The 25,624-nt window shown below is 66.1% G+C and carries 29 protein-coding genes and 1 tRNA gene; 1 reads left to right on the top strand and 29 read right to left on the bottom strand.

Annotation, left to right across the window (positions count from 1 at the left end; all coding sequences use genetic code 11):
* Window positions 1-4: 4 nt before the first annotated feature.
* The 19 genes from nuoK to GR303_RS02795 all read right to left on the bottom strand — a co-directional run bounded on the left by nuoK (window position 5) and on the right by GR303_RS02795 (window position 15,152).
* Window positions 5-313: an NADH-quinone oxidoreductase subunit NuoK gene (gene nuoK, locus GR303_RS02885; protein ID WP_036353841.1), complete on the bottom strand. Its 309-nt coding sequence runs from the start codon at window positions 311-313 to the stop codon at window positions 5-7.
* A gap of 11 nt (window positions 314-324) precedes the next feature.
* A complete protein-coding gene (locus tag GR303_RS02880; protein WP_161724463.1) occupies window positions 325-939 on the bottom strand; it encodes an NADH-quinone oxidoreductase subunit J in 615 nt (204 codons plus the stop codon).
* Between the two features lie 137 nt (window positions 940-1,076).
* Window positions 1,077-1,565, bottom strand: coding sequence for an NADH-quinone oxidoreductase subunit NuoI (nuoI, locus tag GR303_RS02875; RefSeq protein WP_161724460.1), 489 nt, complete (start codon window positions 1,563-1,565; stop codon window positions 1,077-1,079).
* A 14-nt stretch (window positions 1,566-1,579) separates the two neighbouring features.
* Entirely contained in the window at window positions 1,580-2,605 is a 1,026-nt protein-coding gene (nuoH, locus tag GR303_RS02870) for an NADH-quinone oxidoreductase subunit NuoH (protein WP_161724458.1), read from the bottom strand.
* A gap of 12 nt (window positions 2,606-2,617) precedes the next feature.
* Window positions 2,618-4,696, bottom strand: a complete 2,079-nt coding sequence (nuoG, locus tag GR303_RS02865) for an NADH-quinone oxidoreductase subunit NuoG (RefSeq protein WP_161724455.1) — start codon at window positions 4,694-4,696, stop codon at window positions 2,618-2,620.
* 8 nt (window positions 4,697-4,704) lie between these two features.
* Entirely contained in the window at window positions 4,705-6,006 is a 1,302-nt protein-coding gene (gene nuoF / locus GR303_RS02860; protein ID WP_161724453.1) for an NADH-quinone oxidoreductase subunit NuoF, read from the bottom strand.
* 14 nt (window positions 6,007-6,020) lie between these two features.
* Window positions 6,021-7,079, bottom strand: a complete 1,059-nt coding sequence (gene nuoE, locus GR303_RS02855; RefSeq protein ID WP_161724451.1) for an NADH-quinone oxidoreductase subunit NuoE — start codon at window positions 7,077-7,079, stop codon at window positions 6,021-6,023.
* A gap of 117 nt (window positions 7,080-7,196) precedes the next feature.
* Window positions 7,197-8,387, bottom strand: a complete 1,191-nt coding sequence (locus tag GR303_RS02850) for an NADH-quinone oxidoreductase subunit D (RefSeq protein ID WP_161724449.1) — start codon at window positions 8,385-8,387, stop codon at window positions 7,197-7,199.
* Window positions 8,388-8,407: 20 nt separating this feature from the next.
* Complete coding sequence (locus GR303_RS02845; protein ID WP_161724447.1) at window positions 8,408-9,010, bottom strand: NADH-quinone oxidoreductase subunit C; 603 nt, start codon at window positions 9,008-9,010, stop codon at window positions 8,408-8,410.
* A gap of 14 nt (window positions 9,011-9,024) precedes the next feature.
* Window positions 9,025-9,609: a NuoB/complex I 20 kDa subunit family protein gene (locus tag GR303_RS02840; RefSeq protein WP_116529811.1), complete on the bottom strand. Its 585-nt coding sequence runs from the start codon at window positions 9,607-9,609 to the stop codon at window positions 9,025-9,027.
* Window positions 9,600-9,965, bottom strand: coding sequence for an NADH-quinone oxidoreductase subunit A (locus GR303_RS02835; RefSeq protein WP_161724445.1), 366 nt, complete (start codon window positions 9,963-9,965; stop codon window positions 9,600-9,602). Before GR303_RS02835 ends, GR303_RS02840 begins: the two co-directional genes overlap by 10 nt.
* 173 nt (window positions 9,966-10,138) lie before the next feature.
* Entirely contained in the window at window positions 10,139-10,567 is a 429-nt protein-coding gene (locus GR303_RS02830) for a low affinity iron permease family protein (protein WP_161724443.1), read from the bottom strand.
* A 182-nt stretch (window positions 10,568-10,749) separates the two neighbouring features.
* A tRNA-Asp gene (locus GR303_RS02825) sits at window positions 10,750-10,826 on the bottom strand.
* Window positions 10,827-10,981: 155 nt separating this feature from the next.
* Entirely contained in the window at window positions 10,982-11,482 is a 501-nt protein-coding gene (locus tag GR303_RS02820) for a MerR family transcriptional regulator (RefSeq protein WP_161724628.1), read from the bottom strand.
* Window positions 11,483-11,505: 23 nt separating this feature from the next.
* Window positions 11,506-11,817, bottom strand: coding sequence for an integration host factor subunit alpha (locus tag GR303_RS02815; protein ID WP_027316584.1), 312 nt, complete (start codon window positions 11,815-11,817; stop codon window positions 11,506-11,508).
* A 126-nt stretch (window positions 11,818-11,943) separates the two neighbouring features.
* Complete coding sequence (locus GR303_RS02810) at window positions 11,944-12,921, bottom strand: beta-ketoacyl-ACP synthase III (RefSeq protein WP_161724441.1); 978 nt, start codon at window positions 12,919-12,921, stop codon at window positions 11,944-11,946.
* 12 nt (window positions 12,922-12,933) lie between these two features.
* A complete protein-coding gene (gene plsX, locus GR303_RS02805; RefSeq protein ID WP_161724440.1) occupies window positions 12,934-13,968 on the bottom strand; it encodes a phosphate acyltransferase PlsX in 1,035 nt (344 codons plus the stop codon).
* A 126-nt stretch (window positions 13,969-14,094) separates the two neighbouring features.
* Window positions 14,095-14,610: a YceD family protein gene (locus GR303_RS02800; protein ID WP_161724439.1), complete on the bottom strand. Its 516-nt coding sequence runs from the start codon at window positions 14,608-14,610 to the stop codon at window positions 14,095-14,097.
* Entirely contained in the window at window positions 14,607-15,152 is a 546-nt protein-coding gene (locus GR303_RS02795) for a ubiquinol-cytochrome C chaperone family protein (protein WP_161724438.1), read from the bottom strand. Before GR303_RS02795 ends, GR303_RS02800 begins: the two co-directional genes overlap by 4 nt.
* Window positions 15,153-15,254: 102 nt before the next feature.
* On the opposite strand from GR303_RS02795, the gene GR303_RS02790 reads away from it, so the two are divergent.
* Window positions 15,255-15,707 (top strand): outer membrane protein assembly factor BamE, encoded by a 453-nt coding sequence (locus GR303_RS02790; RefSeq protein WP_161724437.1) that lies wholly within the window; start codon window positions 15,255-15,257, stop codon window positions 15,705-15,707.
* Window positions 15,708-15,826: 119 nt separating this feature from the next.
* On the opposite strand, the gene GR303_RS02785 is transcribed toward GR303_RS02790, so the two are convergent.
* The 10 genes from GR303_RS02785 to glyA all read right to left on the bottom strand — a co-directional run bounded on the left by GR303_RS02785 (window position 15,827) and on the right by glyA (window position 25,569).
* The gene (locus GR303_RS02785) at window positions 15,827-17,953 is read right to left on the bottom strand and encodes a sodium-translocating pyrophosphatase (protein ID WP_161724436.1); all 2,127 of its coding nucleotides are present in this window, start codon (window positions 17,951-17,953) and stop codon (window positions 15,827-15,829) included.
* 156 nt (window positions 17,954-18,109) lie between these two features.
* Window positions 18,110-19,345 carry an MFS transporter gene (locus tag GR303_RS02780; RefSeq protein ID WP_161724435.1) on the bottom strand — a complete coding sequence of 412 codons (1,236 nt, stop codon included), beginning with the start codon at window positions 19,343-19,345 and terminating at the stop codon, window positions 18,110-18,112.
* Window positions 19,320-20,309 (bottom strand): thiamine-phosphate kinase, encoded by a 990-nt coding sequence (gene thiL / locus GR303_RS02775; protein WP_161724433.1) that lies wholly within the window; start codon window positions 20,307-20,309, stop codon window positions 19,320-19,322. The genes GR303_RS02780 and thiL overlap by 26 nt, the downstream gene beginning before the upstream one ends.
* 28 nt (window positions 20,310-20,337) lie before the next feature.
* On the bottom strand, window positions 20,338-20,820 hold the full coding sequence (gene nusB, locus GR303_RS02770; RefSeq protein WP_161724431.1) for a transcription antitermination factor NusB: 483 nt from the start codon (window positions 20,818-20,820) through the stop codon (window positions 20,338-20,340).
* 2 nt (window positions 20,821-20,822) lie between these two features.
* Complete coding sequence (gene ribH, locus GR303_RS02765; RefSeq protein ID WP_161724429.1) at window positions 20,823-21,311, bottom strand: 6,7-dimethyl-8-ribityllumazine synthase; 489 nt, start codon at window positions 21,309-21,311, stop codon at window positions 20,823-20,825.
* A 168-nt stretch (window positions 21,312-21,479) separates the two neighbouring features.
* Window positions 21,480-22,115, bottom strand: a complete 636-nt coding sequence (locus GR303_RS02760; RefSeq protein WP_161724427.1) for a riboflavin synthase — start codon at window positions 22,113-22,115, stop codon at window positions 21,480-21,482.
* Window positions 22,115-23,260 carry a bifunctional diaminohydroxyphosphoribosylaminopyrimidine deaminase/5-amino-6-(5-phosphoribosylamino)uracil reductase RibD gene (gene ribD / locus GR303_RS02755; RefSeq protein ID WP_161724425.1) on the bottom strand — a complete coding sequence of 382 codons (1,146 nt, stop codon included), beginning with the start codon at window positions 23,258-23,260 and terminating at the stop codon, window positions 22,115-22,117. The genes GR303_RS02760 and ribD overlap by 1 nt, the downstream gene beginning before the upstream one ends.
* Entirely contained in the window at window positions 23,257-23,766 is a 510-nt protein-coding gene (gene nrdR, locus GR303_RS02750; protein WP_161724423.1) for a transcriptional regulator NrdR, read from the bottom strand. Before nrdR ends, ribD begins: the two co-directional genes overlap by 4 nt.
* Entirely contained in the window at window positions 23,766-24,245 is a 480-nt protein-coding gene (locus tag GR303_RS02745) for a hypothetical protein (protein ID WP_161724422.1), read from the bottom strand. The genes nrdR and GR303_RS02745 overlap by 1 nt, the downstream gene beginning before the upstream one ends.
* Window positions 24,246-24,264: 19 nt before the next feature.
* Entirely contained in the window at window positions 24,265-25,569 is a 1,305-nt protein-coding gene (gene glyA / locus GR303_RS02740; RefSeq protein ID WP_161724420.1) for a serine hydroxymethyltransferase, read from the bottom strand.
* Window positions 25,570-25,624: the final 55 nt, after the last annotated feature.

The raw sequence follows: 25,624 nt of genomic DNA, 5'->3' as shown, positions 1-25,624 counted from the left end.
GGCGTTAGCCCCTCATCATGTTGACGTCCTCAACCGCGATGGAGCCGCGGTTGCGGAAGAAGACCACCAGAATGGCCAGGCCGATGGCCGCCTCCGCCGCTGCGACCGTGAGGATCAGCATGGCGAAGACCTGGCCGACGATGTCGTTCAGGTGGGTGGAGAAAGCCACCATGTTGATGTTCACGGCGAGCAGGATCAGCTCGATCGACATCAGGATGACGATGACGTTCTTCCGGTTGATGAAGATACCGAACACGCCGAGCGTGAAGAGCACGGCGGCGACGGTGAGATAGTGACCCAGTCCGATGACCATGGCGTGCCTCCTTAGATGCCCTGACGGAAGGGAACCTTCCGGACCTCGACGGCCGTGTCCTGCGTCCGGGCGTTCTGCTTGGAAATATCCTGGCGGCGCACGCCGACCCGCTCGCGCAGGGTCAGAATGATGGCCCCGATCATGGCGACCAGGAGGATCAGGCCGGCGGCCTGGAAGAAGTAGAAGTAGCGGGTGTAGAGCACCTGGCCGAGCGCCTCGGTGTTGGTCATCACGTCGGCTGCCGGGATCGGAACGGAGGGAGCGCGGACCAGACCCGGGTCGATGGCATAGGCGCCGACCACCAGGATCAGTTCCAGCAGGAAGATCACACCGATCAGGCCGCCGACCGGCAGGTAATGCAGGAAGCCCTGGCGGAGCGCGGCGAAGTCCACGTCGAGCATCATCACCACGAAGAGGAAGAGCACCGCGACCGCGCCCACATAGACGATGACCAGGATCATCGCCAGGAACTCGGCCCCCATCATCAGGAACAGGCCCGCCGCGTTGACGAAGGCCAGGATGAGGAACAGCACCGACTGCACCGGATTGCGGGAGGCAATCACCATGAAGCCGGACGCAACCGTGATGGTGGCGAACAGATAGAAGAAGGCGGCGGTAACCGTCATGCTCAGCTCAAGCCGCTCGAGGCGACCCCTTCCGACGTGACCCCGGGGAATCCGGCGGCCTGTCTATAAATTCCGAATCCGGCGGGAACAACCCGCCGGAACTTCTTGCCCCCTGCCCTTTCCGGGCGGGCAGGCTCCTAGCGATAGGGTGCGTTCTTCGCGATGTTTCTCGCGATCTCGCGCTCCCAGCGCTCCCCGTTCTCGAGGAGCTTGGCCTTGTCGTAGTAGAGCTCCTCGCGGGTCTCCACGGAGAACTCGAAGTTCGGCCCCTCCACGATGGCGTCCACCGGGCAGGCCTCCTGGCACATGCCGCAATAGATGCATTTCACCATGTCGATGTCGTAGCGCGTCGTGCGGCGGGTGCCGTCGTTGCGGCGCGGACCGGCCTCGATGGTGATGGCCTGGGCCGGGCAGATGGCCTCGCACAGCTTGCAGGCGATGCAGCGCTCCTCCCCGTTGGGATAGCGCCGCAGGGCGTGCTCGCCGCGGAACCGGGGTCCGCGATGGCCCATTTCGAAGGGGTAGTTGATCGTCTTCTTCGGCTTGAAGAAGTATTTTACGGTCAGAATGAACCCGGCCACAAACTCCTTCAGGAGCAGGGACTGGGCGATGCGATCGAGCTGCATGGGGCCGATCTCCTTTAGCGGACGCCCGGCGCGTTGCCGGTTGCCATCAGCACGGCCGCCACGATGACGACCATGGCGAGCGACAGCGGCAGAAACACCTTCCAGCCGAGACGCATGAGCTGATCGTAGCGGTAGCGGGGCACCAGGGCCTTCACCATGGCGATGAGGATGAAGAGGAAGCTGGCCTTCAGCACGAACCAGATCACGCCGGGCACCCAGGTGAAGGGCGCAAACGGGATCGGCGAGAGCCAGCCGCCGAGGAACAGGATCGTGCCCAGGGCGCACATGGTCATGATGGCCACGTACTCGCCGAGCATGAAGAGCAGGTACGGCGTGGAGGAATATTCCACCATGTAGCCGGCCACGAGCTCCGATTCCGCCTCCGGCAGGTCGAAGGGCGGGCGGTTCGTCTCGGCCATGGCCGAGATGAAGAACACCACGAACATCGGGAAGAGCGGCAGCCAGTACCAGCCGAGGATGCCCAGCCGCGTGTTCTGCGACTCCACGATGGCCGACAGGTTCAGGGTGCCGGCGCACATGAGCACCGTCACGATCACGAACCCGATGGAGACCTCGTAGGACACCATCTGGGCCGCCGAACGGAGCGCACCGAGGAACGGGTACTTCGAGTTCGAGGCCCAGCCGCCCATGATCACGCCGTAGACGCCGAGCGACGAGATCGCGAAGATATAGAGGATGCCCACATTGATGTCGGCGATGGCCCATCCGGCATTGAGCGGAATCACCGCCCAGGCCGCAAGCGACAGGGTGCACATCACCAGCGGCGCCAGCAGGAACATGCCCTTGTTGGCCGGGGCCGGGATCACCGGCTCCTTGAGCACGAACTTGAGCAGGTCGGCGAAGGACTGGAGCAGGCCCCAGGGACCGACCACGTTCGGGCCGCGACGGAGCTGAACCGCCGCCCAGACCTTCCGGTCCGCATAGAGTGCGTAGGCGATGAACACGAGGAGAGCCACGAGCAGGAGCAGGCTCTTGCCCAGCATGATCGCGACTGCGAGGAGGATGTCTCCAAATTCCATGATCCGGTCCTCTTACTCGGCCGCCTCGAGCTTCAGCTCACGGGCGAGCGCGGAGCACTCGGCCATGACGCCGGAGGCGCGGGCAATCGGGTTCGTCAGGTAGAAGTCCTTGATCGGGCTCGCGAAGGGTTCGCGTCCCAGAGTGCCGCCGATGCCGGCAAGCGTCTGGACGGCCGCGAAACCGTCGGCCGGCTGGACCGTCTCGATCGCCGCCAGGTGAGGGTAGCTGGCATAGAGCTTCGCCCGCAGGGCGTTGAGCGAGTCGAACGGCAGGCGGTGGCCGAGCACGTCGGAGAGCGCGCGCAGGATCGCCCAGTCCTCACGGGCCTCGCCCGGGGCGAACGCCGCGCGATTGGCGAGCTGCACCCGGCCTTCCGTGTTCACATAGGTGCCGGACTTCTCCGTGTAGGTCGCCGCCGGCAGGATCACGTCGGCCCGGTGGGCGCCGCGGTCGCCATGGGTGCCCTGGTAGATCACGAAGGCTCCGGGCGCGATCTCGATCTCGTCGGCGCCGAGGTTGAACAGGACGTCGACGCCGCCCTGCGCCATCGAGCGGGCGTCGAGACCCCAATCGCCCGGCACCAGGCCGAGGTCGAGGGCACCGACGCGGGAGGCCGCCGTGTGCAGGACCGAAAAGCCGTTCCAGCCGTCCTTCACCGCACCCACGTCGCGGGCGAGCTGGGCTACGGTGGACAGAACCGCCAGGCCGTCAGGGCGGGACAGAGCGCCCTGCCCCACGATGATCAGCGGACGCTCGGCGCCGCGCAGCTTCTCGATGAAGCTGTGGCGGCCGGCGGCGAGATCGGCCAGGGTCTCCGGACCGGCCCCGAGATAGTCGTAGGGATAGGTGAGGTCCGCATTCTCGCCGATCAGGGCGATCGGCGGCGGGGCCATGCGCCAGCGCTTGCGGATGCGCACGTTGACGAGCGAGGCCTCGATGCGCGGGTTGGAGCCCACGATCAGGATCGCATCCGCATCCTCGATGCCGGAGATGGTGGTGTTGAAGAGGTAGGAGCCGCGGCCATAGGCGGGCGACAGCACCGTGCCGTCCTGGCGGGCATCGATATTGGTGACGCCGAGGCTCTCCATGAGGAGCTTCAGGGCGTACATCTCCTCGACCGCGGCAAGATCGCCGACGATGGCGCCGATGCGCTTCGGATCGGTGCCCTTCATCCGGGCGGCGATGGCTGCGAAGGCTTCCTGCCAGGATGCCGGGCGAAGGCGGCCGTTCTCGCGCACGAAGGGGCGGTCGAGGCGCTGCAGGCGCAGACCGTCCACGATCTGGCGGGTCTTGTCGGTGATCCACTCCTCGTTCACCGCCTCGTTCACGCGCGGCAGGATGCGCATGACCTCGCGGCCGCGGGAATCGACGCGGATCGAGGAGCCGACCGCATCCATCACATCGACGGAATCGGTCTTGGTGAGCTCCCAGGGACGGTAGTGATAGGCTTCCGGCTTGTGGGTGAGAGCGCCGACGGGGCACAGATCCGCCACGTTGGCCTGCAGTTCCGAGCCGAGCGCCTTCTCGAGATAGCTCGTGATCTCCATGTCCTCGCCGCGCCAGAGGGCGCCGAGATCCGGCACGCCGGCCACCTCGGCGGTGAAGCGCACGCAGCGGGTGCAGTGGATGCACCGGTTCATGGAGGTGCGCACCAGCGGGCCGAGATACTTGTCGGTGACCGCGCGCTTGTTCTCGTGGAAGCGGCTGGTGTCGACGCCGTAGGCCATGGCCTGGTCCTGCAGGTCGCACTGGCCGCCCTGGTCGCAGATCGGGCAGTCGAGCGGGTGATTGATGAGGAGGAACTCCATCACCCCTTCCCGCGCCTTCTTCACCGTCGGCGACTTGGTGGAGATCTCCGGCGGCTCGCCGTTGGGGCCCGGGCGGCAGTCGCGCACGCCCCAGGCGCAGGAGGCCACCGGCTTCGGGGCGCCCTTCACCTCGACGAGGCACATGCGGCAATTGCCGGCAATCGAGAGCCGCTCGTGGTAGCAGAAGCGCGGAATTTCCGCTCCGGCCGCTTCGGCGGCCTGGAGCAGGGTGTATTCGGCGGGGACGTCGACCTCGACGCCGTCAACGATGATTTTCGCCATCTTCAATCTCACTCCGCCGCGATCATGACGGATTCGGAATGCGGGTTCGCCGCGTAATCGTCGATCCGCTTCTCGATCTCATGACGGAAGTGGCGGATCAGACCCTGGACCGGCCAAGCCGCCGCGTCGCCGAGCGCGCAGATGGTGTGGCCTTCGATCTGGGTCGAGACTTCGAGGAGCATGTCGATCTCGCGCTTCTGGGCGCGGCCCTCGGCCATGCGGTTGAGCACGCGCCACATCCAGCCCGTGCCTTCGCGGCAAGGCGTGCACTGGCCGCAGCTCTCGTGCTTGTAGAAGTACGAGATGCGGGCGATGGCGCGGACGATATCGGTGGACTTGTCCATCACGATCACGGCGGCGGTGCCGAGACCCGACTTGAGATTCCGCAGGGTGTCGAAATCCATGTGGGCGTCGATGATCTGCTCGGCAGGAACGATCGGCACCGAGGAACCGCCGGGAATGACGCCGAGCAGGTTGTCCCAGCCGCCGCGGATGCCGCCGCAATGGCGGTCGATCAACTCGCGGAAGGTGAGGCCCATGGCCTCCTCCACGTTGCAGGGCTTGTTCACGTGGCCCGAGACGCAGAAGAGCTTGGTGCCCACATTGTTCGGGCGCCCGATCCCGGAGAACCAGGAGGCGCCGCGGCGCAGGATCGTGCCGGCAACCGCGATGGACTCGACATTGTTCACGGTGGTCGGGCAGCCGTAGAGGCCCATATTGGCCGGGAACGGCGGCTTCAGGCGCGGCATGCCCTTCTTGCCTTCCATGCTCTCGATGAGCGCCGTCTCCTCGCCGCAGATATAGGCGCCTGCGCCGTGGTGGACGTAGAGGTCGAAGGGGTAGCCGTGGATGTTGTCCTTGCCGATGAGCTTGGCCTCATAGGCCTCGTCCACGGCCCGCTGGAGCGCATGGCGCTCGGCCACGTACTCGCCGCGGATGTAGATGTAGGCGGCATGAGCGCCCATGGCGAAGGAGGCGATGAGGCAGCCCTCGACGAGAAGATGCGGATCGTTCCGCATGATCTCGCGGTCCTTGCAGGTGCCGGGCTCGGACTCGTCGGCGTTCACAACCAGGTAGTGCGGACGGCCGTCCGACTGCTTGGGCATGAAGGACCATTTCAGGCCCGTCGGGAAGCCTGCGCCGCCGCGGCCGCGCAGGCCCGACGCCTTCATCTCGTTGATGATCCAGTCGCGACCCTGCTCCAGGAGGAACTTGGTTCCGTCCCAGGCGCCGCGCATCATCGCGGCCTTGAGGTCCGGCGAGTGGAAGCCGTAGAGGTTGGTGAAGATGCGATCTCTGTCCTGAAGCATTCCCGATCACTCCATCAGGACGTCTTGTTGTCTTTGTCGACGACCACGCCCGGCTTGCTCTCGCTGCCGTCGCGGCGGGTTTCGGCCTGGGCCGGAGGCGTTCCAGCGACCGGCGTGGTCGGACTGGACGGCACCGCCTCGCCGTCTTTGGTCGGCGATGCCACATAGGACTTGCTGCTTTGCGGCGCAGGCCTCGGCTCGGCTTCCGTATGCGAGGGACCCTTGGTTGCCGTCGAAGGATCGGCAGCCTCCTTGCGGTCGACCGGATTGATGGGCGTCTCGCCTTCCTTGGCCCGTTTCGCGGGCGTATCGGCAGCTTCGCTCTCGATGGCTCGGCCTGCGCCGGGCTTTGCAGCCCTCGCCTCCTGCGGAACGCTGGCCATGGCGGCCGCGGTCTCACCGGTTTCGGCAACCTTCGCCTGCTCGTCGAAGCGCTTGCGCCAGGCGCCCACCAGCGACCCGTCATAGAGCGCCGGGTCCTGCAAGGTGTTCACGGCTTCGAACGGCTCGGAGCGGTTGCGGCCGATCTGGGAGCCCTTCTTCACAGGACGCCCCGCGGCGAGGTCGTCGAGAAGCTTCTCGAAGTTCTCGGTGGTGAGATCCTCGTAATAATCGTCGTTGATCTGCACCATGGGCGCGTTGGAGCAGGCCCCGAGGCACTCCACCTCCAGCCAGGAGAACAGGCCGTCCGGGGTGATATGGTTCTGGTCGCCGATGCGGCGCTCCAGCACCTTCTTGATGTCGCCGGCGCCGCGCAGAACGCAGGGCGTCGTGCCGCAGAACTGGATGAAGTACTTTCCGACGGGTTCCAGGTTGAACATCGTGTAGAAGGTCGCCACCTCCATGACACGGATGACCGGCATGTCGAGCTTGGCGGCCACGGCCTCGATCGCCTTGCGCGGCAGCCAGCCGCCGGCCTGCTCCTGGGCCTTGCCCAGAAGAGCGATGACCGCCGATGCCTGGCGGCCCGGCGGATACTTGGCGATTTCCTTGTCCGCAAAAGCTTCCGTCTCCGGGGAGAGCACGAAGCTCTGGGGCTGCAATTCCTCAGGCGCGAGCTTACGAACGGCCATACACTCTTCTCCTCATCGCCATGGCCGGGCATGGAGCCCGGCCATTCACGACTTGAACTTGTCCAGCACGCCTCAAAGAGCGTGGAACCGGGCTCGAAGGCGAGTCCGGTTTGTTACTTAGCGGTCGACCTCGCCGAACACGATGTCGAGCGAACCCAGAACGCCGGCCACGTCGGCCAGCATGTGGCCGCGGCACATGAAATCCATGCCCTGAAGGTGGGCGAAGCCCGGGGCGCGGATCCTGCAGCGATAGGCCTTGTTGGTGCCGTCGGAGACCAGATAGACGCCGAACTCGCCTTTCGGAGCTTCCACCGCGGCATAGACCTCGCCCGCCGGGACGTGGAAGCCTTCCGTGTAGAGCTTGAAATGATGGATCAGCGCTTCCATGGAGCGCTTCATGTCCTTGCGCGAGGGCGGCGACACCTTGCCGTCCAGCGTCGTCACGGGGCCCTGCCCGTCCGGAGCCCGCAGCTTGTCGATGCACTGGCGCATGATGCGCACGCTCTGGCGCATCTCCTCCATGCGGATGACCTGGCGGTCGTAGTTGTCGCCGTTCCTGCCCACGGGGATGTCGAATTCCATCTCCTCGTAGCACTCGTAGGGCTGCGCCTTGCGCAGGTCCCAGGCGACGCCGCAGCTGCGGATGATCGGTCCGGAGAAGCCCCAGCGGAAGCAGTCGTCCAGGGTGATCGTGCCGATATCGACGTTGCGCTGCTTGAAGATGCGGTTGCCGATCACAAGGGTGTCGAGATCGTCCAGCACCTGCAGGAACGGGTCGCAGAAGGCCTCGATGTCGTCGATGAGCTCCGGCTGGATGTCCATGTTCACGCCGCCGGGGCGGAAGTAGTTGGCGTGCATCCGCGAGCCGGAAACGCGCTCGTAGAAGATCATCAGCTTCTCGCGCTCTTCGAATCCCCAGAGGGGCGGCGTGAGCGCGCCGACGTCCATGGCCTGCGTGGTCACGTTGAGCAGATGCGAGAGCAGGCGCCCGATCTCGGAGAAGAGGACGCGGATCAGCTGGGCGCGCCGGGGCACCTCGATGCCGAGGAGCTTCTCGATGGCCAGGCAGTAGGCATGCTCCTGGTTCATGGGCGCGACGTAGTCGAGCCGGTCGAAATAGGGATTGGCCTGAACGTAGGTCTTGTACTCGATCAGCTTCTCGGTGCCGCGGTGGAGCAGGCCGATATGCGGATCGACGCGCTCGACCACCTCGCCGTCGAGTTCCAGGACAAGGCGCAGCACGCCGTGCGCCGCCGGGTGCTGGGGACCGAAATTGATGGTGAAGTTGCGGATGTTATGCTCGCCCATGGGTCGCCCTCTCCGCTCCTTTATGCCTTGGCCTTCTCGTCGCCGGGCAGCACGTAGTCCGTGCCCTCCCATGGCGAGAGGAAGTCGAAGTTGCGGAACTCCTGGCTCAGCTTGACGGGCTCGTAGACCACGCGGCCCTGGCCGTCGTCGTAGCGGACCTCGACATAGCCCGTGAGCGGGAAGTCCTTGCGCAGGGGATGCCCCTCGAAGCCGTAATCGGTGAGTATGCGGCGCAGGTCGGGGTGGCCGGAGAACAGGATCCCGTAGAGGTCGTAGGCCTCGCGCTCGTACCAGTTCGCCGCCGGGAAGAGCTCCACGAGCGACGGAACCGGAGTGGCCTCGTCCGTGCGGACCTTCACGCGGATGCGGCGGTTATGGTGCGGCGCCAGGAAGTGGTAGACCACATCGAAACGCTCCTCGCGGGCCGGGTAGTCCGCTCCGCAGATATCGACGAAACAGACGAACCGGCACTGGGGATCGTCGCGCAGGAACGTCGCCACCCGCACGATGTCCTCGCGGCGGGCGACGATCGTCAACTCGCCATAGGCGATGGCCCGGTCCTCGATTGCCTCGCCGAGGGACGAGGCGATGTGGTCGCTCAGGGCTTGGAGCTCAGCACTCATGCAATGACCTTTGCTCAGCGCTCGATGGTACCGGTGCGGCGGATCTTCTTCTGCAGAAGGAGCACCCCGTACAGGAGCGCCTCAGCCGTGGGCGGGCAGCCCGGCACGTAGATGTCGACCGGCACGATGCGGTCGCAGCCACGAACCACGGAGTAGGAATAGTGATAGTAGCCGCCGCCGTTGGCGCAGGAGCCCATGGAGATGACGTAGCGCGGCTCGGGCATCTGGTCGTAGACCTTGCGGAGAGCGGGCGCCATCTTGTTGGTGAGGGTTCCGGCGACGATCATCACGTCCGACTGGCGCGGCGAGGCGCGCGGCGCGAACCCGAAGCGCTCGGCGTCGTAGCGGGGCATGGACATCTGCATCATCTCGACGGCGCAGCAGGCCAAGCCGAAGGTCATCCACATGAGCGAGCCGGTGCGCGCCCAGGTGATGAGGTCCTCGGTCGAGGTGACGAGGAAGCCCTTGTCGGAGAGCTCCTCGTTGATGGAGACGAAATACGGGTCCGTCGAGCCGACCGGCTTGCCCGTGTTCGGGTCGATGATGCCGCGGGGGGCAGGAGCGACCAGGGTCGACTGGTTATCGGAGATCAATCCCATTCAAGGGCCCCCTTCTTCCACTCGTAGATGAAGCCGACCGTCAGGACTCCAAGGAAGATCATCATGGAGAAGAAGCCGAACCAGCCGAGATTCCCGAAGGTAATGGCCCAGGGGAACAGGAACGCCACCTCGAGGTCGAAGATGATGAAAAGGATGGCGACGAGGTAGAACCGCACGTCGAACTTCATGCGGGCGTCGTCGAAGGCGTTGAAGCCGCACTCATAGGCGGACAGCTTTTCCTGGTCCGGGCGGCTGTAGGCGACGATGAAGGGCGCCACGAGCAGGGCCACCCCGATCAGGAGCGACACGCCGATGAAGATGACAAGAGGCAGGTAGTCGGCGAGGAGATTCGTCATACGACACCTAGAAGGAACGGAGTCCGGCTCGAAGCCGGCAATCTGGAACGCATTTAAGCCTCAGAACGGCCTAATAAAGCCCCCTGCGGCAACACGCTGATTGCGCGGGAGGCTTAGCCGAGTTCCCCTTCCCTGACAAGTGTTTGCACTGCCGCAAAAAGAACCATTCCAAACTAGGATGTGGCCTTTTCCGCCGCTTTCGCCGCCTTGCGGTTGGCGGCGGCCTCGGCCTGGCTGGCAGCCGCCTCCGCCTTGGCTTTGGCCTCGCACTTGGCCCGAATCTCGTCCAGCTCCTCCTGGGTCAGGTGTTCGATGCCGATGAACACGTTTTGGGCGGCGCTGGCCCTGATCAGCTCGTCAAGCTTGGCCTGAATGGCCGCACCGTCCCGGTTCTGCGTGTTTTGGATCAGGAACACCATCAGGAAGGTCACGATGGTGGTGCCGGTGTTCACGACGAGCTGCCAGGTGTCGGAAAACCCGAACACCGGGCCTGAGAGCGCCCATAGGACAATGACCAGCAGGCAGATTCCGAAGCTGATCGGCCTGCCGGTGACCTGGGCCACCCAGTTGGAGAAGTTCGTGAACAATCTGGATGTCGACATGGACATTGCGCCTCGGACGTTCTCCCCTGACAACGCCCAGCTTCGATAAAGGATTCAAACCGGGGAAAGGAACGCTCTCGAGCGCAAGGCGCCGACGGCCGATGCAACTCTACAACCCGCGACGGGACGCTTGAGCGCGTGGCTCGGCTTTGCGGGGTCATTGGCGATTTCAAGGGAGGAAGTGGCGCGGGCGACGGGGCTCGAACCCGCGACCTCCGGCGTGACAGGCCGGCACTCTAACCGACTGAGCTACGCCCGCGCATTGGACCGCCGAAGCGGTGTGGGTGCGGTTTAAGAGCCCCCCAGGTCCCTGTCAAGGGTCCGGAACGTTCATTTTTGAAGGCTCTTGAAAAACCGGGATGTTCAGGCGGGTGTGGTGGCCGAGGGCACGCTGAACCGGGTTCTCCGCAACCCTCAGTCGCCCGGCGCCTGGTCCGGCATGTCCCTCAGGGACCGGAGCACCCGATCGCATTCGTAGAGATCTTCAAGGGCGGCGCGCAGCTCCCGTCGCGCGTCCGGCGCCAGAGCCTGACCTGGAGAGGAAGCCGGAGGATCCGCCGCCTCCGCATCGGCTGAGCTGCCTGCGGATCCGCCCTCGTCCACTTCATGAGCCGGCTCGGCATGGGGCGGCAATACGCTCTGCTCCCCACGGCCGATTCCCTGGACGAAGCGAACGCCCTCCTCCTTCAGGATCCTCTGGACGCCTTTGATCGTATAGCCCTCTCCATAGAGGAGATGGCGGATCCCCTTGAGCAGGTCGACGTCGTCGGGGCGGTAGTAGCGGCGCCCCCCGCCCCGCTTGAGCGGCTTGATATGGTTGAAGCGGGTTTCCCAGAAGCGCAGCACATGCTGGGGAACGTCGAGCTCCTCGGCGACCTCGCTGATCGTCCGGAATGCGTCGGGGCTCTTGTCCATGGCGCCGCTCGCCATCGGGGTTGTCAATCCTCGCCTTCGAAGGTCTCACCGTTGATGTGCGCCTTCAAGACATTCGACGGCTTGAAGACCATGACCCTGCGGGGGTCGATCGGCACCTCCACCCCGGTCTTCGGGTTGCGGCCGATGCGTTCGCCCTTGCTGCGGACGATGAAAGATCCGAAGGAAGACAGCTTCACGGTTTCGCCGGCAGCCAGGCTGTCGCAGATTTCTGCCAGAACCCGCTCCACCAGCTCGGCCGATTCGGTCCGCGAGAGACCGACCTTCTGATAGACCGCCTCGCTCAGATCCGCTCTCGTTATCGTTTTGCCAGCCATTGAGCTCCCCAGCGCATTCGAGTTCGTCGGTTCAATGTTAAGGTGATGACGCTATGCAGATGACCTACCAGGGTCAACCGCCAAGGTGCGGATGCCGGATTCTCCAAGAGTTCTATTGCCTTGCCGCTACCAGCGGATCAAGGCGCTGCCCCAGGTGAAGCCGCCGCCGATCGCCTCGATCATCACGAGATCACCGTCCTTGATCCGGCCGTCCTTGCGGGCCGCATCCAGGGCCAGCGGGATCGAGGCGGCCGAGGTGTTGCCGTGCTTGTTGACGGTGATGACCACCTTCTCCTGGGCGATGCCGAGCTTGTCCGCGCTCGCCGTGATGATGCGCCTGTTGGCCTGATGGGGCACGAACCAGTCGAGTTCCTCGGCGCTCGTTCCCGTGGCCTTGAAGGCATCCTGCACCACGTCCGCGACCATGCCGACGGCGAACTTGAAGACCTCCTTGCCCTCCATCTTGAGGACGCCCGTGGTCTTGGTCGAGCCGGGGCCCCCGTCGACGTAGAGCTTGTCGCGGTAGCGTCCGTCGGAACGGAGGTGGGAGGTCAGGACCCCACGGTCGGCGGAGGTTCCCTCCCCCTCCTGGGCTTCGAGCACCAGGGCCCCGGCGCCGTCGCCGAAGAGCACGCAGGTGGTGCGGTCGTTCCAGTCGAGGATGCGCGAGAATGTCTCGGCTCCCACCACCAGGGCGCGCTTGTGCGAGCCGGACCGGAGGAACTTGTCCGCGGTGGCAACCGCATAGACGAAGCCCGTGCAGACCGCCTGCAGGTCGAAGGCGGCGCCATGCGTCATGCCGATGCCGGTCTGGATCATCGTGGCGGTCGACGGGAAGGTGTAGTCCGGGGTCGAGGTGGCGCAGATGACGAGATCGATGTCATCGGCCCGCAGCCCGGCATCGGCAAGAGCCGCCTCCGCCGCCTTGATGCCGAGGATCGACGTGGTCTCGCTGTCGTCGGCGATGTAGCGCTCCTCGATGCCGGTCCGCTGCACGATCCACTCGTGCGAGGTATCCACCAGCTTCTCGAGGTCCTGGTTCGTCAGCTTGCGCTTCGGCAGGTAGGAGCCGATGCCGCGTACGATGGAACGGGTACGTTTCAAGATGTGCCTTCCTCAGGCTGTCTGCCCGACCGGATCATGCTCGAGCATGCTCCGGATTGTGTTCATCAGTTCGAAATGCGCCATGTCGTAGGCCACGTCGATGGCGCTGGCGAAGCCGAGGTCGTCGGTGCCGCCGTGGCTCTTCACGACCACCCCCTCGAGCCCGAGAAAGACGCCGCCGTTCACCTTGCGCGGGTCCATCTTGTCCTTGAGGGCGTTAAAAGCCTGTTTCGCAAACAGGTAGCCGATCTTTGCCATGAGGGTGCGGCTCATGGCCGAACGCAGATACTGGCCGATCTGCTTGGCCGTTCCCTCGGCGGTCTTCAGGGCGATGTTGCCCGTAAAGCCCTCGGTCACCACCACGTCGACGGTTCCCTTGCCGATATCGTCGCCCTCGACGAAGCCGCGGTAGTCGATGTTCGGCAGGTTCGATTCCTTCAGGATCCGCCCGGCCTCCTTGACCGCTTCGATCCCCTTGATCTCCTCCGTGCCCACGTTCAGGAGCCCGACCGTGGGCCGCTCCAGGTCGAAGACGATCCGGGCCATGGCAGCGCCCATGATAGCCATGTCGACCAGGTGGCCGGCATCGGCGCCGATGGTCGCACCCACGTCGAGAACGATGCTCTCTCCCCGCGTGGTCGGCCACATGGCGGCAATGGCCGGCCGCTCGATATGGGCCATGGTCTTCAGGCAGACCTTGGCGGTGGCCATGAGGGCTCCGGTGTTGCCGGCGGACACCGCGGCATCCGCCTCCCCGTCCCTGACCGCCTGAACGGCCCGCCACATGGAGGATTTGCCCCGCCCCATCCGGATGGCCTGGCTGGGCTTCTCGTCCATGGCGATGGCCATATCCGTGTGGCGCAGCTCGGTGGCTTCCTTCAGCTTCGGATGGGCGTTCAGCAGGGGTGCCACGATCGCTTCGTTGCCGAACATCAGGAAGCGCAGATCGGGGTGGCGTTCCAGGGCCAAGGCTGCGCCCGGGATAACGATGGACGGACCATGGTCGCCCCCCATCGCATCAAGCGAAATACGCACCGGCTTCGGCATGAAAGATCGTTCTTTCTTATAAGTCGTTCGACAGGGGGCGGAAAATAGCGGTTTGCGGTCACGCCGCAACTGAATTCTGTGCTCCGCCCGGGCGTGCCCGCGGCAGGGTTGCCGGCTTCGAGCGTCCTATTTTTCGCCCTTCAGCTTGTTCAAGGCAGCGAAGGGGGAATCCTTCTCGTCGGCGGGATCCCGATAGCTGAACTCGACCCCCGGCTTGCGCGGGTACGGATCGAGGCCCAAGGCGAGGAACTCCGCCGTGAGCGCCCCCAGGTCGATCTGCCCGTTCACGATCTCGTCCGGCGGCTCGTACTCGTTGATGTCGGTGGGAGGCTCCGCCGGCATGCCGGAGGACTCGGCGAAGTCGACCTCGACCTCCTCCTCGATCACGGAGTCGAAATGGTCGAGGGTCATCACGCAGACCTGGGTGATCGACGCCTTGACCACTCCGGTCACATGGATGCCCTTGGCGGAGGAATGCAGCTTGTAATCGCCCGAGAGGGAACGGATTGCGGGCAGGCCGAAGTCCCGGGCAAGGGCGGAACATTCCTCGGCTGTAGCCTCCACGTGAACCTCCTGCCCCCGCGGAGGGATCTTCATGACGTCGATCAGTCGCGACAGGGGACCTATGGTGTCCGGCGTCATCGGCTGCCTCCTGAGGCAAAAGCTCCGGGATCCGGGAAAACCGGCCCCTTCTCCAGAAGCGTGCTGAGGTCCACGGACTTGAACCCCTGGTCTGCGGCAAGGGCATAACGCGCAAGGGGCGTGGCCGGTGCCTCGGTGCCGTAGGCGTTCCGGGCCAGTGCGAGGGCAAGCGCCCCTTCGTCGGCATCGTTGAGCGGCGCATCGTAGGCCTGGGCACGCCCGTAGAAGGATTCCGCGATCTTCTTCATGCGCTTGGGCACCACCGTGTCGCCGACGCCCATCTCCCTCAGGGAGGCATCCATGTCCCGAAAGAAGGCATCCGTCAGGTCCTTGGCCACCTCGTCGGCGGGGGGCGGCAGCTCGCGCAGGGCACGCAGGCCCAGGATCATGTGCAGGGAGAGCGCCTCGAACCGCCCCTCCAGGGTGTCGGGGATGCCGAGGCCGGCATAGAGGCCGGGTGCGCGCGAGGCCGTCGCGACCCGCTCGTAAAGGGCCGCGATGGTGGTGCGGCGGGGATCCCTGCGGAAGAGACCGAAGATCACAGCTCTACCCTTCCAAGCTTGTCAAAATCATAGCCTCGGGTTACGCCATCCTCATCCACAGGCGCAAGCTCACCCGCGCCGCATTTCTGGAAGAACTGTACGATGCGTCGATATCATACTCTTTTGGTGCGCCTGGCTACCGCAACCTTTCTCGCCTCGTCCCTCGCCGCCTGCACCGTGGGCGAGGAGTTCCACCGCGGCTATCTCGTGGATGAGCGCGCCCTCTCCCAGGTCAAGAAGGGCATGAGCGCCGAGCAGGTTCTCCAGACCCTCGGCACGCCCTCGACAGTCTCCACGGTCGGCAACCGCAACTGGTACTATATCAGCCAGAAGTCCCGCCGCCCGCTTCAGTTCATGGGCGAGCAGGTGGTGGATCAGCAGGTCACCGCCGTCTATTTCGACAAGGGCCTCCGGGTGGAGCGCGTCGCCCTCTACGGCATCCAGGACGGCAGGGTCTTCGACTTCATCAGCCGCACCACCCCCGCCGGCGGCGAGGAGGCGAGCTTCCTCGGCCAGATCTTCCGCGGCGTGACGAGCTTCAACCCGTTCGGCTGATCCGGACGGCATCGCCGTTCCGAAGGGCCGGGCCTCGTCCCGGCCATTTTCATGGGCGGCATCATGGAAAAAGCCCGCGGCTCTCGCCGCGGGCTTTGTTGTTCAGCCTGTCTCTGCCCTTACGAATGCGCCAAGACGGCGAGGAGGAGCAGGGCGATGATGTTGGTAATCTTGATCGCCGGGTTCACCGCAGGGCCTGCCGTGTCCTTGTAGGGATCGCCGACGGTGTCGCCGGTCACGGACGCCTTGTGGGCCTCCGAACCCTTGTGGTGGGTGGTGCCCGAAGCGTCCGTGAAGCCGTCCTCGAAGGACTTCTTCGCGTTGTCCCAGGCGCCGCCGCCGGAGGTCATCGAGATCGCCACGAAGAGACCGGTGACGATCACGCCGAGGAGCATGGCGCCCACGGCCGAGAAGGCCTGGGACTTGCCGGCGATCCAGTAGACCACAAAGTAGGTGACGATCGGGGCCAGCACGGGCAGGAGCGAGGGCACGATCATTTCCTTGATCGCGGCACGGGTGAGCATGTCCACCGCGCGGCCGTAGTCGGGCCGGTCGGTCCCGGCCATGATGCCCGGCTTCTCCCGGAACTGGCGGCGCACCTCCTCGACCACCGCGCCGGCCGCCCGGCCCACCGCCGTCATGGCAATGCCGCCGAACAGGAACGGGATCAGGCCACCGAACAGCAGGCCCACCACCACGTAAGGATTGGCGAGCGAGAAGTCCGGCGTCACCCCCTGGAAGTAGGGATAGCGGGCCGCGTTCTGGGTGAAGTAGTTGAGGTCCGAGGTATAGGCCGCGAACAGCACCAGGGCGCCGAGGCCCGCGGAGCCGATGGCATAGCCCTTCGTCACCGCCTTGGTGGTGTTGCCGACCGCGTCGAGAGCGTCCGTGGACTTGCGGACCTCCTTCGGCAGGCCCGCCATCTCGGCGATGCCGCCCGCATTGTCCGTCACCGGGCCGAAGGCGTCGAGGGCCACGATCATGCCGGCGAGCGCCAGCATGGCCGTCACTGCGATGGCGATGCCGAACAGGCCCGCCAGCTTGAACGCGACGATGATGCCCGCAATGATGACGATGGTCGGAAGCGCCGTGGATTCCAGCGAGACCGCGAGACCCTGGATCACGTTCGTGCCGTGGCCGGTCACGGAGGACTGCGCGATGGAACGCACCGGCCGGAAGCCGACGCCCGTATAGTACTCGGTGATGACCACGATCAGAGCAGTGACCGCAAGGCCGATGATGGCGCACCAGAACAGGGCCTGCCCGGTATAGTTGGTGCCGGGGATCGTGCCGAAGCCGAGCATCTGCCAGGTGACCGCCGCGATGGCGATGGCCGAGAGAACGCCCGTCACGATCAGCCCCTTGTAGAGGGCTCCCATGATCGATTCGTTCTGCCCGAGCTTCACGAAGAAGGTGCCGATGATCGAGGTGACGATGCAGGCCGCGCCGATGGCGAGCGGGTACATCAGCATGGTGTCGAGAACCGCCTGGCCTGCGAAGAAGATCGCCGCGAGAACCATCGTGGCGACCACGGTCACCGCATAGGTCTCGAACAGGTCGGCCGCCATGCCGGCGCAGTCGCCGACATTGTCGCCTACGTTGTCGGCGATGGTCGCCGGGTTGCGCGGATCGTCCTCGGGAATGCCGGCTTCGACCTTGCCCACGAGATCGCCGCCCACGTCGGCGCCCTTGGTGAAGATGCCGCCGCCGAGACGGGCGAAGATGGAGATCAGCGAGGCGCCGAAACCGAGGGCGACGAGGCTGTCGATGACCACGCGGTCAGACGGGGCCAAGCCGTCGATCCGGGTGAGATAGCCGTAATAGAGCGCCACACCGAGCAGGGCGAGACCGGCCACGAGCATGCCCGTGACGGCACCCGCCTTGAAGGCCACGTCGAGACCGCCGCCGAGGGACTGGGTCGCCGCCTGGGCCGTGCGGACGTTGGCGCGGACGGAGACGTTCATGCCGATGAAGCCGGCGACGCCCGAGAGGATGGCGCCGATGGCGAAACCGATGGCGACCCGGATGCCGAGGAAATAGGCTATCACCACGAACAGGACCACGCCGACGATCGCAATGGTGACGTATTGCCTGCGGAGATAGGCCTTCGCGCCCTCCGCAATGGCGCCGGCGATTTCCTGCATGCGCTGAGAACCGGCGTCCCTCTTCATCACGTCGCTGATGGCCCAGAAGCCATACGCGATCGAGAGAAGGCCGCCCAAGATAATAAGGGTAAGTGCCATCATGCCATCCTTGTTATGGGAAAGCAGAAAGCCGCTCCTCAAGGCCTGTTCACTGGCCTTGACCGGCCCCTACCCCCAGCGAAGTTCATATTTGGTGGCAAAAAACTAGGCACTTCGCAACAATCCTGCCGGTGGAACCCACAGGAAGAGTTTAATACTTTAAGCGGGTGCGCCCGCCTTCGTTCTCTGCTGCCAGGCAAGAAGAAATAGCGCGATGGCGACGGGCGGGAAGACCAGCCAATTGACGGTCTCCCAGCCTCCGGCGCTGAGGAGCTTCCCCGACGAGAACGAAGCCAGGGCCACCGAGCCGAAGATGAGGAAGTCGTTGGCGGCCTGGACCTTGGCGCGCTCCTGCGGCCGGTAGCAGTCGGTCACCAGGGCGGTGGCTCCGATGAAGCCGAAGTTCCAGCCGACCCCGAGCAGGATCAGGGTGATCCAGAAATGGGCTATGGTGATGCCCGACAGCCCGATGATCGCCGACAGGGCAATGAGCACGAGACCCGCGGCCGTCACCCGGCCCTTGCCGAAGCGTGAGATGAGGCGGCCGGTGAAGAAGCTCGGACCGAACATGGCGAGGATGTGCCACTGGATGCCCAGCGCCGCCGCCCCGACCGAATGCCCGCAGCCGATCATCGCCAGGGGCGCAGCCGTCATCATGAAGGTCATGAGGCTATAGGACACGAGCCCGGTAACCGCGGCCACGACGAAGCGGGGCTGACGCACGATTTCGAGCAGGGGCCTGCCGCCTCCCGCTTCCGTCGAGGCAATGCTCACCGGCGCGGGCCGCAGGAGGAAGACGATCATCATCGAGAGGAGAGCCAGAGCCGCCTGACCCAGGAAGGCTCCGGCGAATGGCGCGGCCGGCACTGCATCCCGGGTCCAGATCACCGTCTGGGGGCCGATCACACCGGCGATCAGCCCGCCGGTCATCACCCAGGAGATGGCTTTGGGCTTGAAGGCGTCTGAGGCCGCGTCCGTCGCTGCGAAGCGGTAGCTCTGGTTGAAGGAGCCGTAGCTGCCGATGACCAGGGTGCCGAGGCAGAAGAGCACGAAGCTGTAGGAGGCGATGCCGAAGGCGGCGAGGCAGCCGCCCGCGAGACCGATTCCGGCTCCCACGATGTAGCCGATGCGGCGCCCGGCCCTGCGCATGAGCATGGCGGCCGGGATCGTGCCGAGGGCGAGGCCGAGATTGAGCAGGCTCACGGGCAGCGTCGCCAGCTCCTTGTTCTCGGCCAGCGCCTGGCCCACCAGGCCGCCGAGCGACACCACGATGGCCGGGCTCGACCCGCCCAGCGCCATGGCGGCGGCCAGCACAACCGCATTGTGCTTGGCAACGGCGTCGCTGGTGGGAGGAGGCCGGAAGGAGGTGTCAGAAATGCTGGTAGGAGCCGACATCGTAGCGTCTTTCGAGACCGTTCATCCGAAAGACCGGCCGGTCGTGACCCTCGACGACGCGGCCGATGACGGACAGGGTGATGCCGACCCTATCGGCTTCTTTTCGCAGGCTGTCGAGCTTCTTTTCCGGAACGGTGCAGAGAATCTCGTAGTCGTCGCCCCCGGTGAGGGCCAGGTCCAGGAGTTCCGGAGAGGATCCCACCGCCGTGCGTCCCGCGGGGGACAGGGGCACCCGATCGGCATCGACCAGGGCCGAGAGGCCGCTGGCCCGCATCATCTTGGCGAGGTCGCCGGCGAGGCCGTCCGAGACGTCCATGGCGGCGCTCGCATGGTCGCGCAGGGCGGCGGCGAGGCGGTGGCGGGGCTGGGGGTGGAGGTAGCGGTCGGCAAGATGCGCCCGCTCGCCCGGGGACAGGGCCTCCGCCCAGGCCGGACCGGCCCGCAGCCTCAGGCCGAGGGCCGCATCGCCGATGGTGCCGGTGACGCAGACGAGATCGCCGGCCTGCGCCGTCGTCCGACGGACCATCCGCCCCGAGGGTACCTGGCCGACGGCGGTGACGGAGAGGGTGAGAGGCCCCCTCGCCTTCACCGTGTCGCCGCCCAGAAGCGGGCAGCCGAAATCGCGGGAGGCTTCCCCGAGCCCGGCCGCGAAACCGGCGAGCCATGCCTCGGTCCAGTCGTCCGGCAGGGCGAGGCTCAGCAGGAAGCCTGCCGGCTCCGCTCCCTTGGCGGCGAGATCGGAGACGTTCACGCCGAGGGCCTTGCGGGCAATGGAGCCCGGCGCATCCTCGGGCAGGAAATGGACACGCTCCACCAGGGCGTCGGCGGTGAGGACGAGATCGTGGCCCGGCTTCGGGGCGAGGCAGGCAGCGTCGTCCTTGAGCCCGAGGGCTCCCTTGCCGGCAATGGGGGCGAAGAAGCGGGCGATGAGGCCGTCCTCGCCGGGGCGCTCCTGCGCGATCATCGGCTGGCGGTCCCTGCCTGCATCGCGATCAGCGCTTGCCCTGGCCCGCGGCCTTCTTCTCCAGCTCGCCCGGGCGCACCTCGCGGGCCACCTTGTCGAGAACGGCATTGACGAGGCCGGGCTCGTCTTCGCCGTAGAAGCCGTGGGCTACGTCCACATATTCGGTGATCACCACCCGGGCCGGCACGTCCCTGCGGAACATCAGCTCGTAGCCGCCCGCGCGCAGGATGGCGCGCAGCACCGCCTCGACGCGCTTGAGCGGCCAGTCGGAGGCGAGCGCCTGGTCGACGCGAACGTCGATCTCGCGCTGATTCTGGACCACGCCGGAGAGGATGTTGCGGAAGAACTCGGTGTCGGAGGGCTGGAAGGTGATGCCCTCGACCTCCCGGCCGATCCAGAACGCCTCGAATTCGGCCAGGGCATCGATCACGCTCTTGCCGGAAACGTCCATCTGGTAGAGGGCCTGGACGGCAGCGAGGCGAGCGGCCGAGCGCTCTGCTGGCTTCGTCATGATCAGGCCTCCAGTTTCTTCTTGATGCGCAGGACGGCCAAGGCCGCCTCGACCGCCCCGCCGCCCTTATTCAATTCATTCACGCTCGCCCGGGTCCAGGCCTGCTGCTCATTCTCGACGGTGAGGATGCCGTTGGCGAGCGGAATGCGGCGCGCGACCGAGAGATCCATGAGGGCGCGGGCGCTCTCGCCGGCCACGATGTCGTAATGCCCCGTCTCGCCGCGGATCACGCAGCCCAGCGCCACGACCGCGTCGTAGGGCCGGCCGGCCTTCTCGGCGGCGTCGAGCGCGATGGCGACGGTGGCCGGAATCTCGAGCGCGCCGTCGAGGGTCAGCACGTCCATGCTGGCCTGCGCCGCCTCCACCGCCCCCTGCGCGCCGCGCAGAAGCTCGTCGGCGATGTCGTCGTAGAACCGGGCCTCGACGACGAGGATGCGGGCGCCGGGAACCGGCGGGCGGGGGCTTTTCGGCTTGTCGGAATGGGCGACCATGAGAAACCGTTCTGAATTCTGAGGCTGTCTCCGTCCTCTTCCTGAGGAGCAGACGAAGTCTGCGTCACGAAGGAGGTTCCAGAGAGCACTGGAAACGCCCTGATCCTTCGAGACGGCCTGCCGGCCTCCTCAGGATGAGGGCTATGTCGGGGAAATCCAGGCGTTCCCCTACCCCGCCCGGCGCGCGTCCGCAAGCCGCGCGGCGTAGCGGGCCATGAGGTCGACCTCCAGGTTGAGCCTGTCGCCCACCTGCCGCTCGCCCCAGGTGGTGACGGCCAGCGTATGCGGGATGATGAGCACCGAGAACAGGTTGTCGCTGACGGAGTTCACGGTGAGCGACGTGCCGTCGAGGCAGACGGAGCCCTTCTCGGCGATGAAGGGAGAGAGGGCATGGGGCGCCTTGACGACGAAGCGCGCCGTAGGACCCCAAGGGTCGTCCCCGGCGGTGATCGCCTCCCTGGCCACGATGGCGGCCACGCCGTCCACGTGCCCGGTGACGATATGGCCCCCAAGCTCGTCGCCGATCTTCAGGGAGCGCTCCAGGTTCACCTTCGTGCCCACCCGCCACTCGCCGACGGTGGTGCGCTCGAGGGTCTCGGCGGCGGCGTCCACGTCGAACCAGCAGCCGCCCTCGCGCGGCCCGAAGGCCACCACCGTGAGGCAGGGGCCGCCGCAGGCGATGGAGGCGCCAAGCGCGATCGTGGCGGGGTCGTAGGACGCATGGATCCGCAGGCGCTTGAGGGTGCTCTGAGACCCCTCGACTGCCGCGACTTCACCGACGTCGGTGACGATACCCGTAAACATCAGGGTCTCTCCCAGTACATGAAAAGGTCGGAGCCGGCCTGCTCCTCGGCCCAGAGATCGAGGCTGTCCATCCGGTCCTGCAGGGACGGGCCGAGGGCCGGCACGTCGCCCTGCCCCCGGGCGGAGCGGCCGGTGATGAGAACGAGGTCGTCGATGAGATCGGCTTTCGCCAGCGCATCCGCCAGTCCAGGCCCGCCCTCGCAGAAGACACGGGTGAGCCCGCGGGCACCCAGAAGCCGCAAGGCCTCCGCAAGGTTCACGTGGCCGTCCCCATCGGCGGAAACCCGCATCACCTCCACCCCTTGAGCCGCCAGCGCCCGCTCCGCCTCGACCGGCGCGCCCACGCTGGTGAGGATCCAGGTGGGGATCTCCCGCGCGCCGGCAGCCACGCGGGCGCCTGGCGGCGTGCGCAGGTTCGAATCGACCACGACCCGCACGGGCGAGCGGGCTTCGAGGCCCGGCAGGCGCACGTTCAGGAGCGGATCGTCCGCCAGCACGGTCCCGACCCCGACCATGATCGCATCCGCATGGGCGCGCATGAGATGGACCTTGCCGTTGGCCACCTCGCCCGTAAGCATGAGGCGCGGGCCGAGGCGCGAGCCTGCGAACCCTTCGGTGCTGCGGGCGAGCTTCACGGTGACGGCGGGGCGGCCCTTCACGATGCGGGTGATGTGACCGCGATGGAGCCTCCGGCCCTCCCCGGCGAGGCAGCCCACGGCCAAAGGGATGCCGAGACGGCCGAAGCGTTCGGGCCCCTGCCCGGCGGCGAAAGGGCTCGGATCGGGAACGCTCACCACCAGCCGCCCGATTCCGGCGGCGGCGATGAGGTCGGTGCAGGAAGGGCCGTGCTCGGGGCTGCTGCGGGCGGCGCAGGGCTCGAGGGTCACGTAGAGGGCTGCTCCCCGGGCGCGCGCTCCGGCGGCCTCCAGCGCCACGCGCTCCGCATGGGGCCGTCCGCCCGGCTGGGTCGCGCCCTGCGCGACGATGACCGGAACCTCGCCGCTCTCATCGACCACCACCGCCCCCACGGACGGGTTCGGCCAGGTGAGGCCGAGATGGCGCGCGCCCAGGGCGAGGGCGAGGCGCATGAAGCGCTCGTCCCGGCTCGCCCGGTCAGGCAGCCTCTCCGCGCCGGAACCGGTCATGACTCGCTCGCGGCGCGCTTCTTCTTCGGCGGAGGCGGCAGGTCGTCCTCCGGCTCCCCCTCGGCCAGCTTGCCAAGAATCTCCTCGAAGTCCTTGGCTTCGCGGAAGTTCTTGTACACGGAGGCGAAGCGCACATAGGCCACGTCGTCGAGGCCCTTCAGGCCTTCCATGACGAGCTCGCCCACCTGCTCGCTCGACACCTCGCCGTCGCTCATGCTCTCGAGCTGGCGAACGATGCCGTTGATCATGCGCTCGACGCGCTCGGGCTCCACCGGCCGCTTGCGCAGGGCCACCTCCACCGATTGCTGCAGCTTGTCCCGGTCGAAGGGCACGCGCCGGCCCGAGCGCTTCACCACCGTCAGCTCGCGCAGTTGCACCCGCTCGAAGGTCGTGAAGCGTCCGCCGCAATCCGGGCAGATGCGGCGGCGGCGGATGGACGACGAGTCGTCGGTGGGGCGGGAATCCTTCACCTGGGTGTCCAGGCTCCCGCAATAGGGACAGCGCATTATGAAGCTACCGAATGAGTATGATCAGGACATGGCCGGATGACATAGGCCCAGAAGGCCAGCCCACCGGCAACGCCCGAAGCAATAGCCAAGCCCCAGTGCTGAAGCATTGCAACGGGAATGTTTGGGAGCGAGCGCTCCCAAGGATGAACCGCTGCCAGGTACCACAGCGTGGAGCTTGTCATGATCAAGGACGGTGCCCAGCCCAGGATGCCGCTCGCGAGAACGATGTTCAGCAGGGTCAGCCGATCGCGCCGACGGATCACCAGATAGGTTGGGACGCCGAGGAGGATTGTGGAGCCGGCTGCGAAGATCAGAGCAATGACAAACATAGTCGCCGTCCCCGCAATGACTCCCTTGCTACCGACGATAGTGCCGATGGCAGCCAAGATGCCGGCATAGGCTAGGGCTCCGGCAACAGGCGCGATCAGGAAGCCGAAAAACACCCGGTAGGGGTTGGGCCGGTACGGGGTGTTCATCGCGGATGAGATTCTGTTCTCAGCCATAGATCGGGAAGCGGCGGGTCAGCTCGTGAACGCGCGCCTTCACCGATTCCTCGACCGGGGCATTGCCCTCGTCGCCGTTCTTCGCCAAGCCGTCCAGGGTTTCGACGATCAGCTCGCCCACCTTCTTGAACTCGGCGACGCCGAAGCCGCGGGAGGTGGCGGCGGGCGTGCCGAGGCGGATGCCGGAGGTGACCATCGGCTTCTCCGGATCGAAGGGCACGCCGTTCTTGTTGCAGGTGATGTGCGCACGGCCGAGAGCCGCCTCGGCGGCCTTGCCGGTGAGCTTCTTCGGGCGCAGGTCCACCAGCATCAGGTGGTTGTCCGTGCCGCCGGCCACGATGGCATAGCCGTTCGCCAGCATGGTGTCGGCGAGCACCTTGGCGTTCTCGACGACGGCGCGGGCATAGAGCTTGAACTCGGGGCGCAGGGCCTCGCCGAAGGCCACGGCCTTGGCGGCGATCACGTGCATGAGCGGTCCGCCCTGCAGGCCCGGGAAGATCGCGGAATTGACCTTCTTGGCGATGTCCTCGTCGTTGGTGAGGATCATGCCGCCGCGAGGGCCGCGCAGGGTCTTGTGGGTGGTGGTGGTGACCACATGCGCATGGGGGAACGGGGACGGGTGCGCGCCGCCGGCCACAAGCCCGGCAAAGTGGGCGATGTCGACCATGAAGAAGGCGCCGACCTCGTCCGCGATCTCGCGGAAGCGGGCGAAATCCCAGAAGCGGGAATAGGCCGAGCCGCCGGCCACAATCACCTTCGGCTTGTGCTCGCGGGCCAGCTGCGCGACCTCGTCCATGTCGATGATCTGATCGCTCTCGCGCACCTTGTAGCTCACCACGTTGAACCACTTGCCGGACATGTTGACCGGGGAGCCGTGGGTCAGGTGGCCGCCGCAGGCGAGGTCGAGGCCCATGAAGGTGTCGCCCGGCTTCATCAGAGCCATGAACACGGCCTGGTTGGCCTGGGAGCCGGAATTGGGCTGGACGTTGGCGAAGCGGCAGTCGAAGAGGCGCTTGGCGCGGTCGATGGCGAGCTCCTCGGCCATGTCCACGAACTGGCAGCCGCCGTAGTAGCGGCGGCCCGGATAGCCCTCCGCGTACTTGTTGGTCATCACCGAGCCCTGGGCCTCCAGGACGGCGCGGGAGACGATGTTTTCGGAGGCGATCAGCTCGATCTCATCGCGCTGGCGGCCGAGCTCCAGCCCGATGGCGCGGGCGATCTCGGGATCGCTGTCGGCGAGGCTTGCCGAGAAAAAGCTGTTGGAGAGATGGTTGTGGGCCGCTTCACTCGCGCTCATGGGTTCACCCTTGCCTTCCTGTGAGCCCGGCATGGAACGGGCCGCTCTGTCCGAA

This window comes from Microvirga arsenatis (assembly GCF_009910705.1).
Lineage (GTDB): Bacteria > Pseudomonadota > Alphaproteobacteria > Rhizobiales > Beijerinckiaceae > Microvirga > Microvirga arsenatis.
This window is presented reverse-complemented; position numbering and strand designations above follow the sequence as displayed.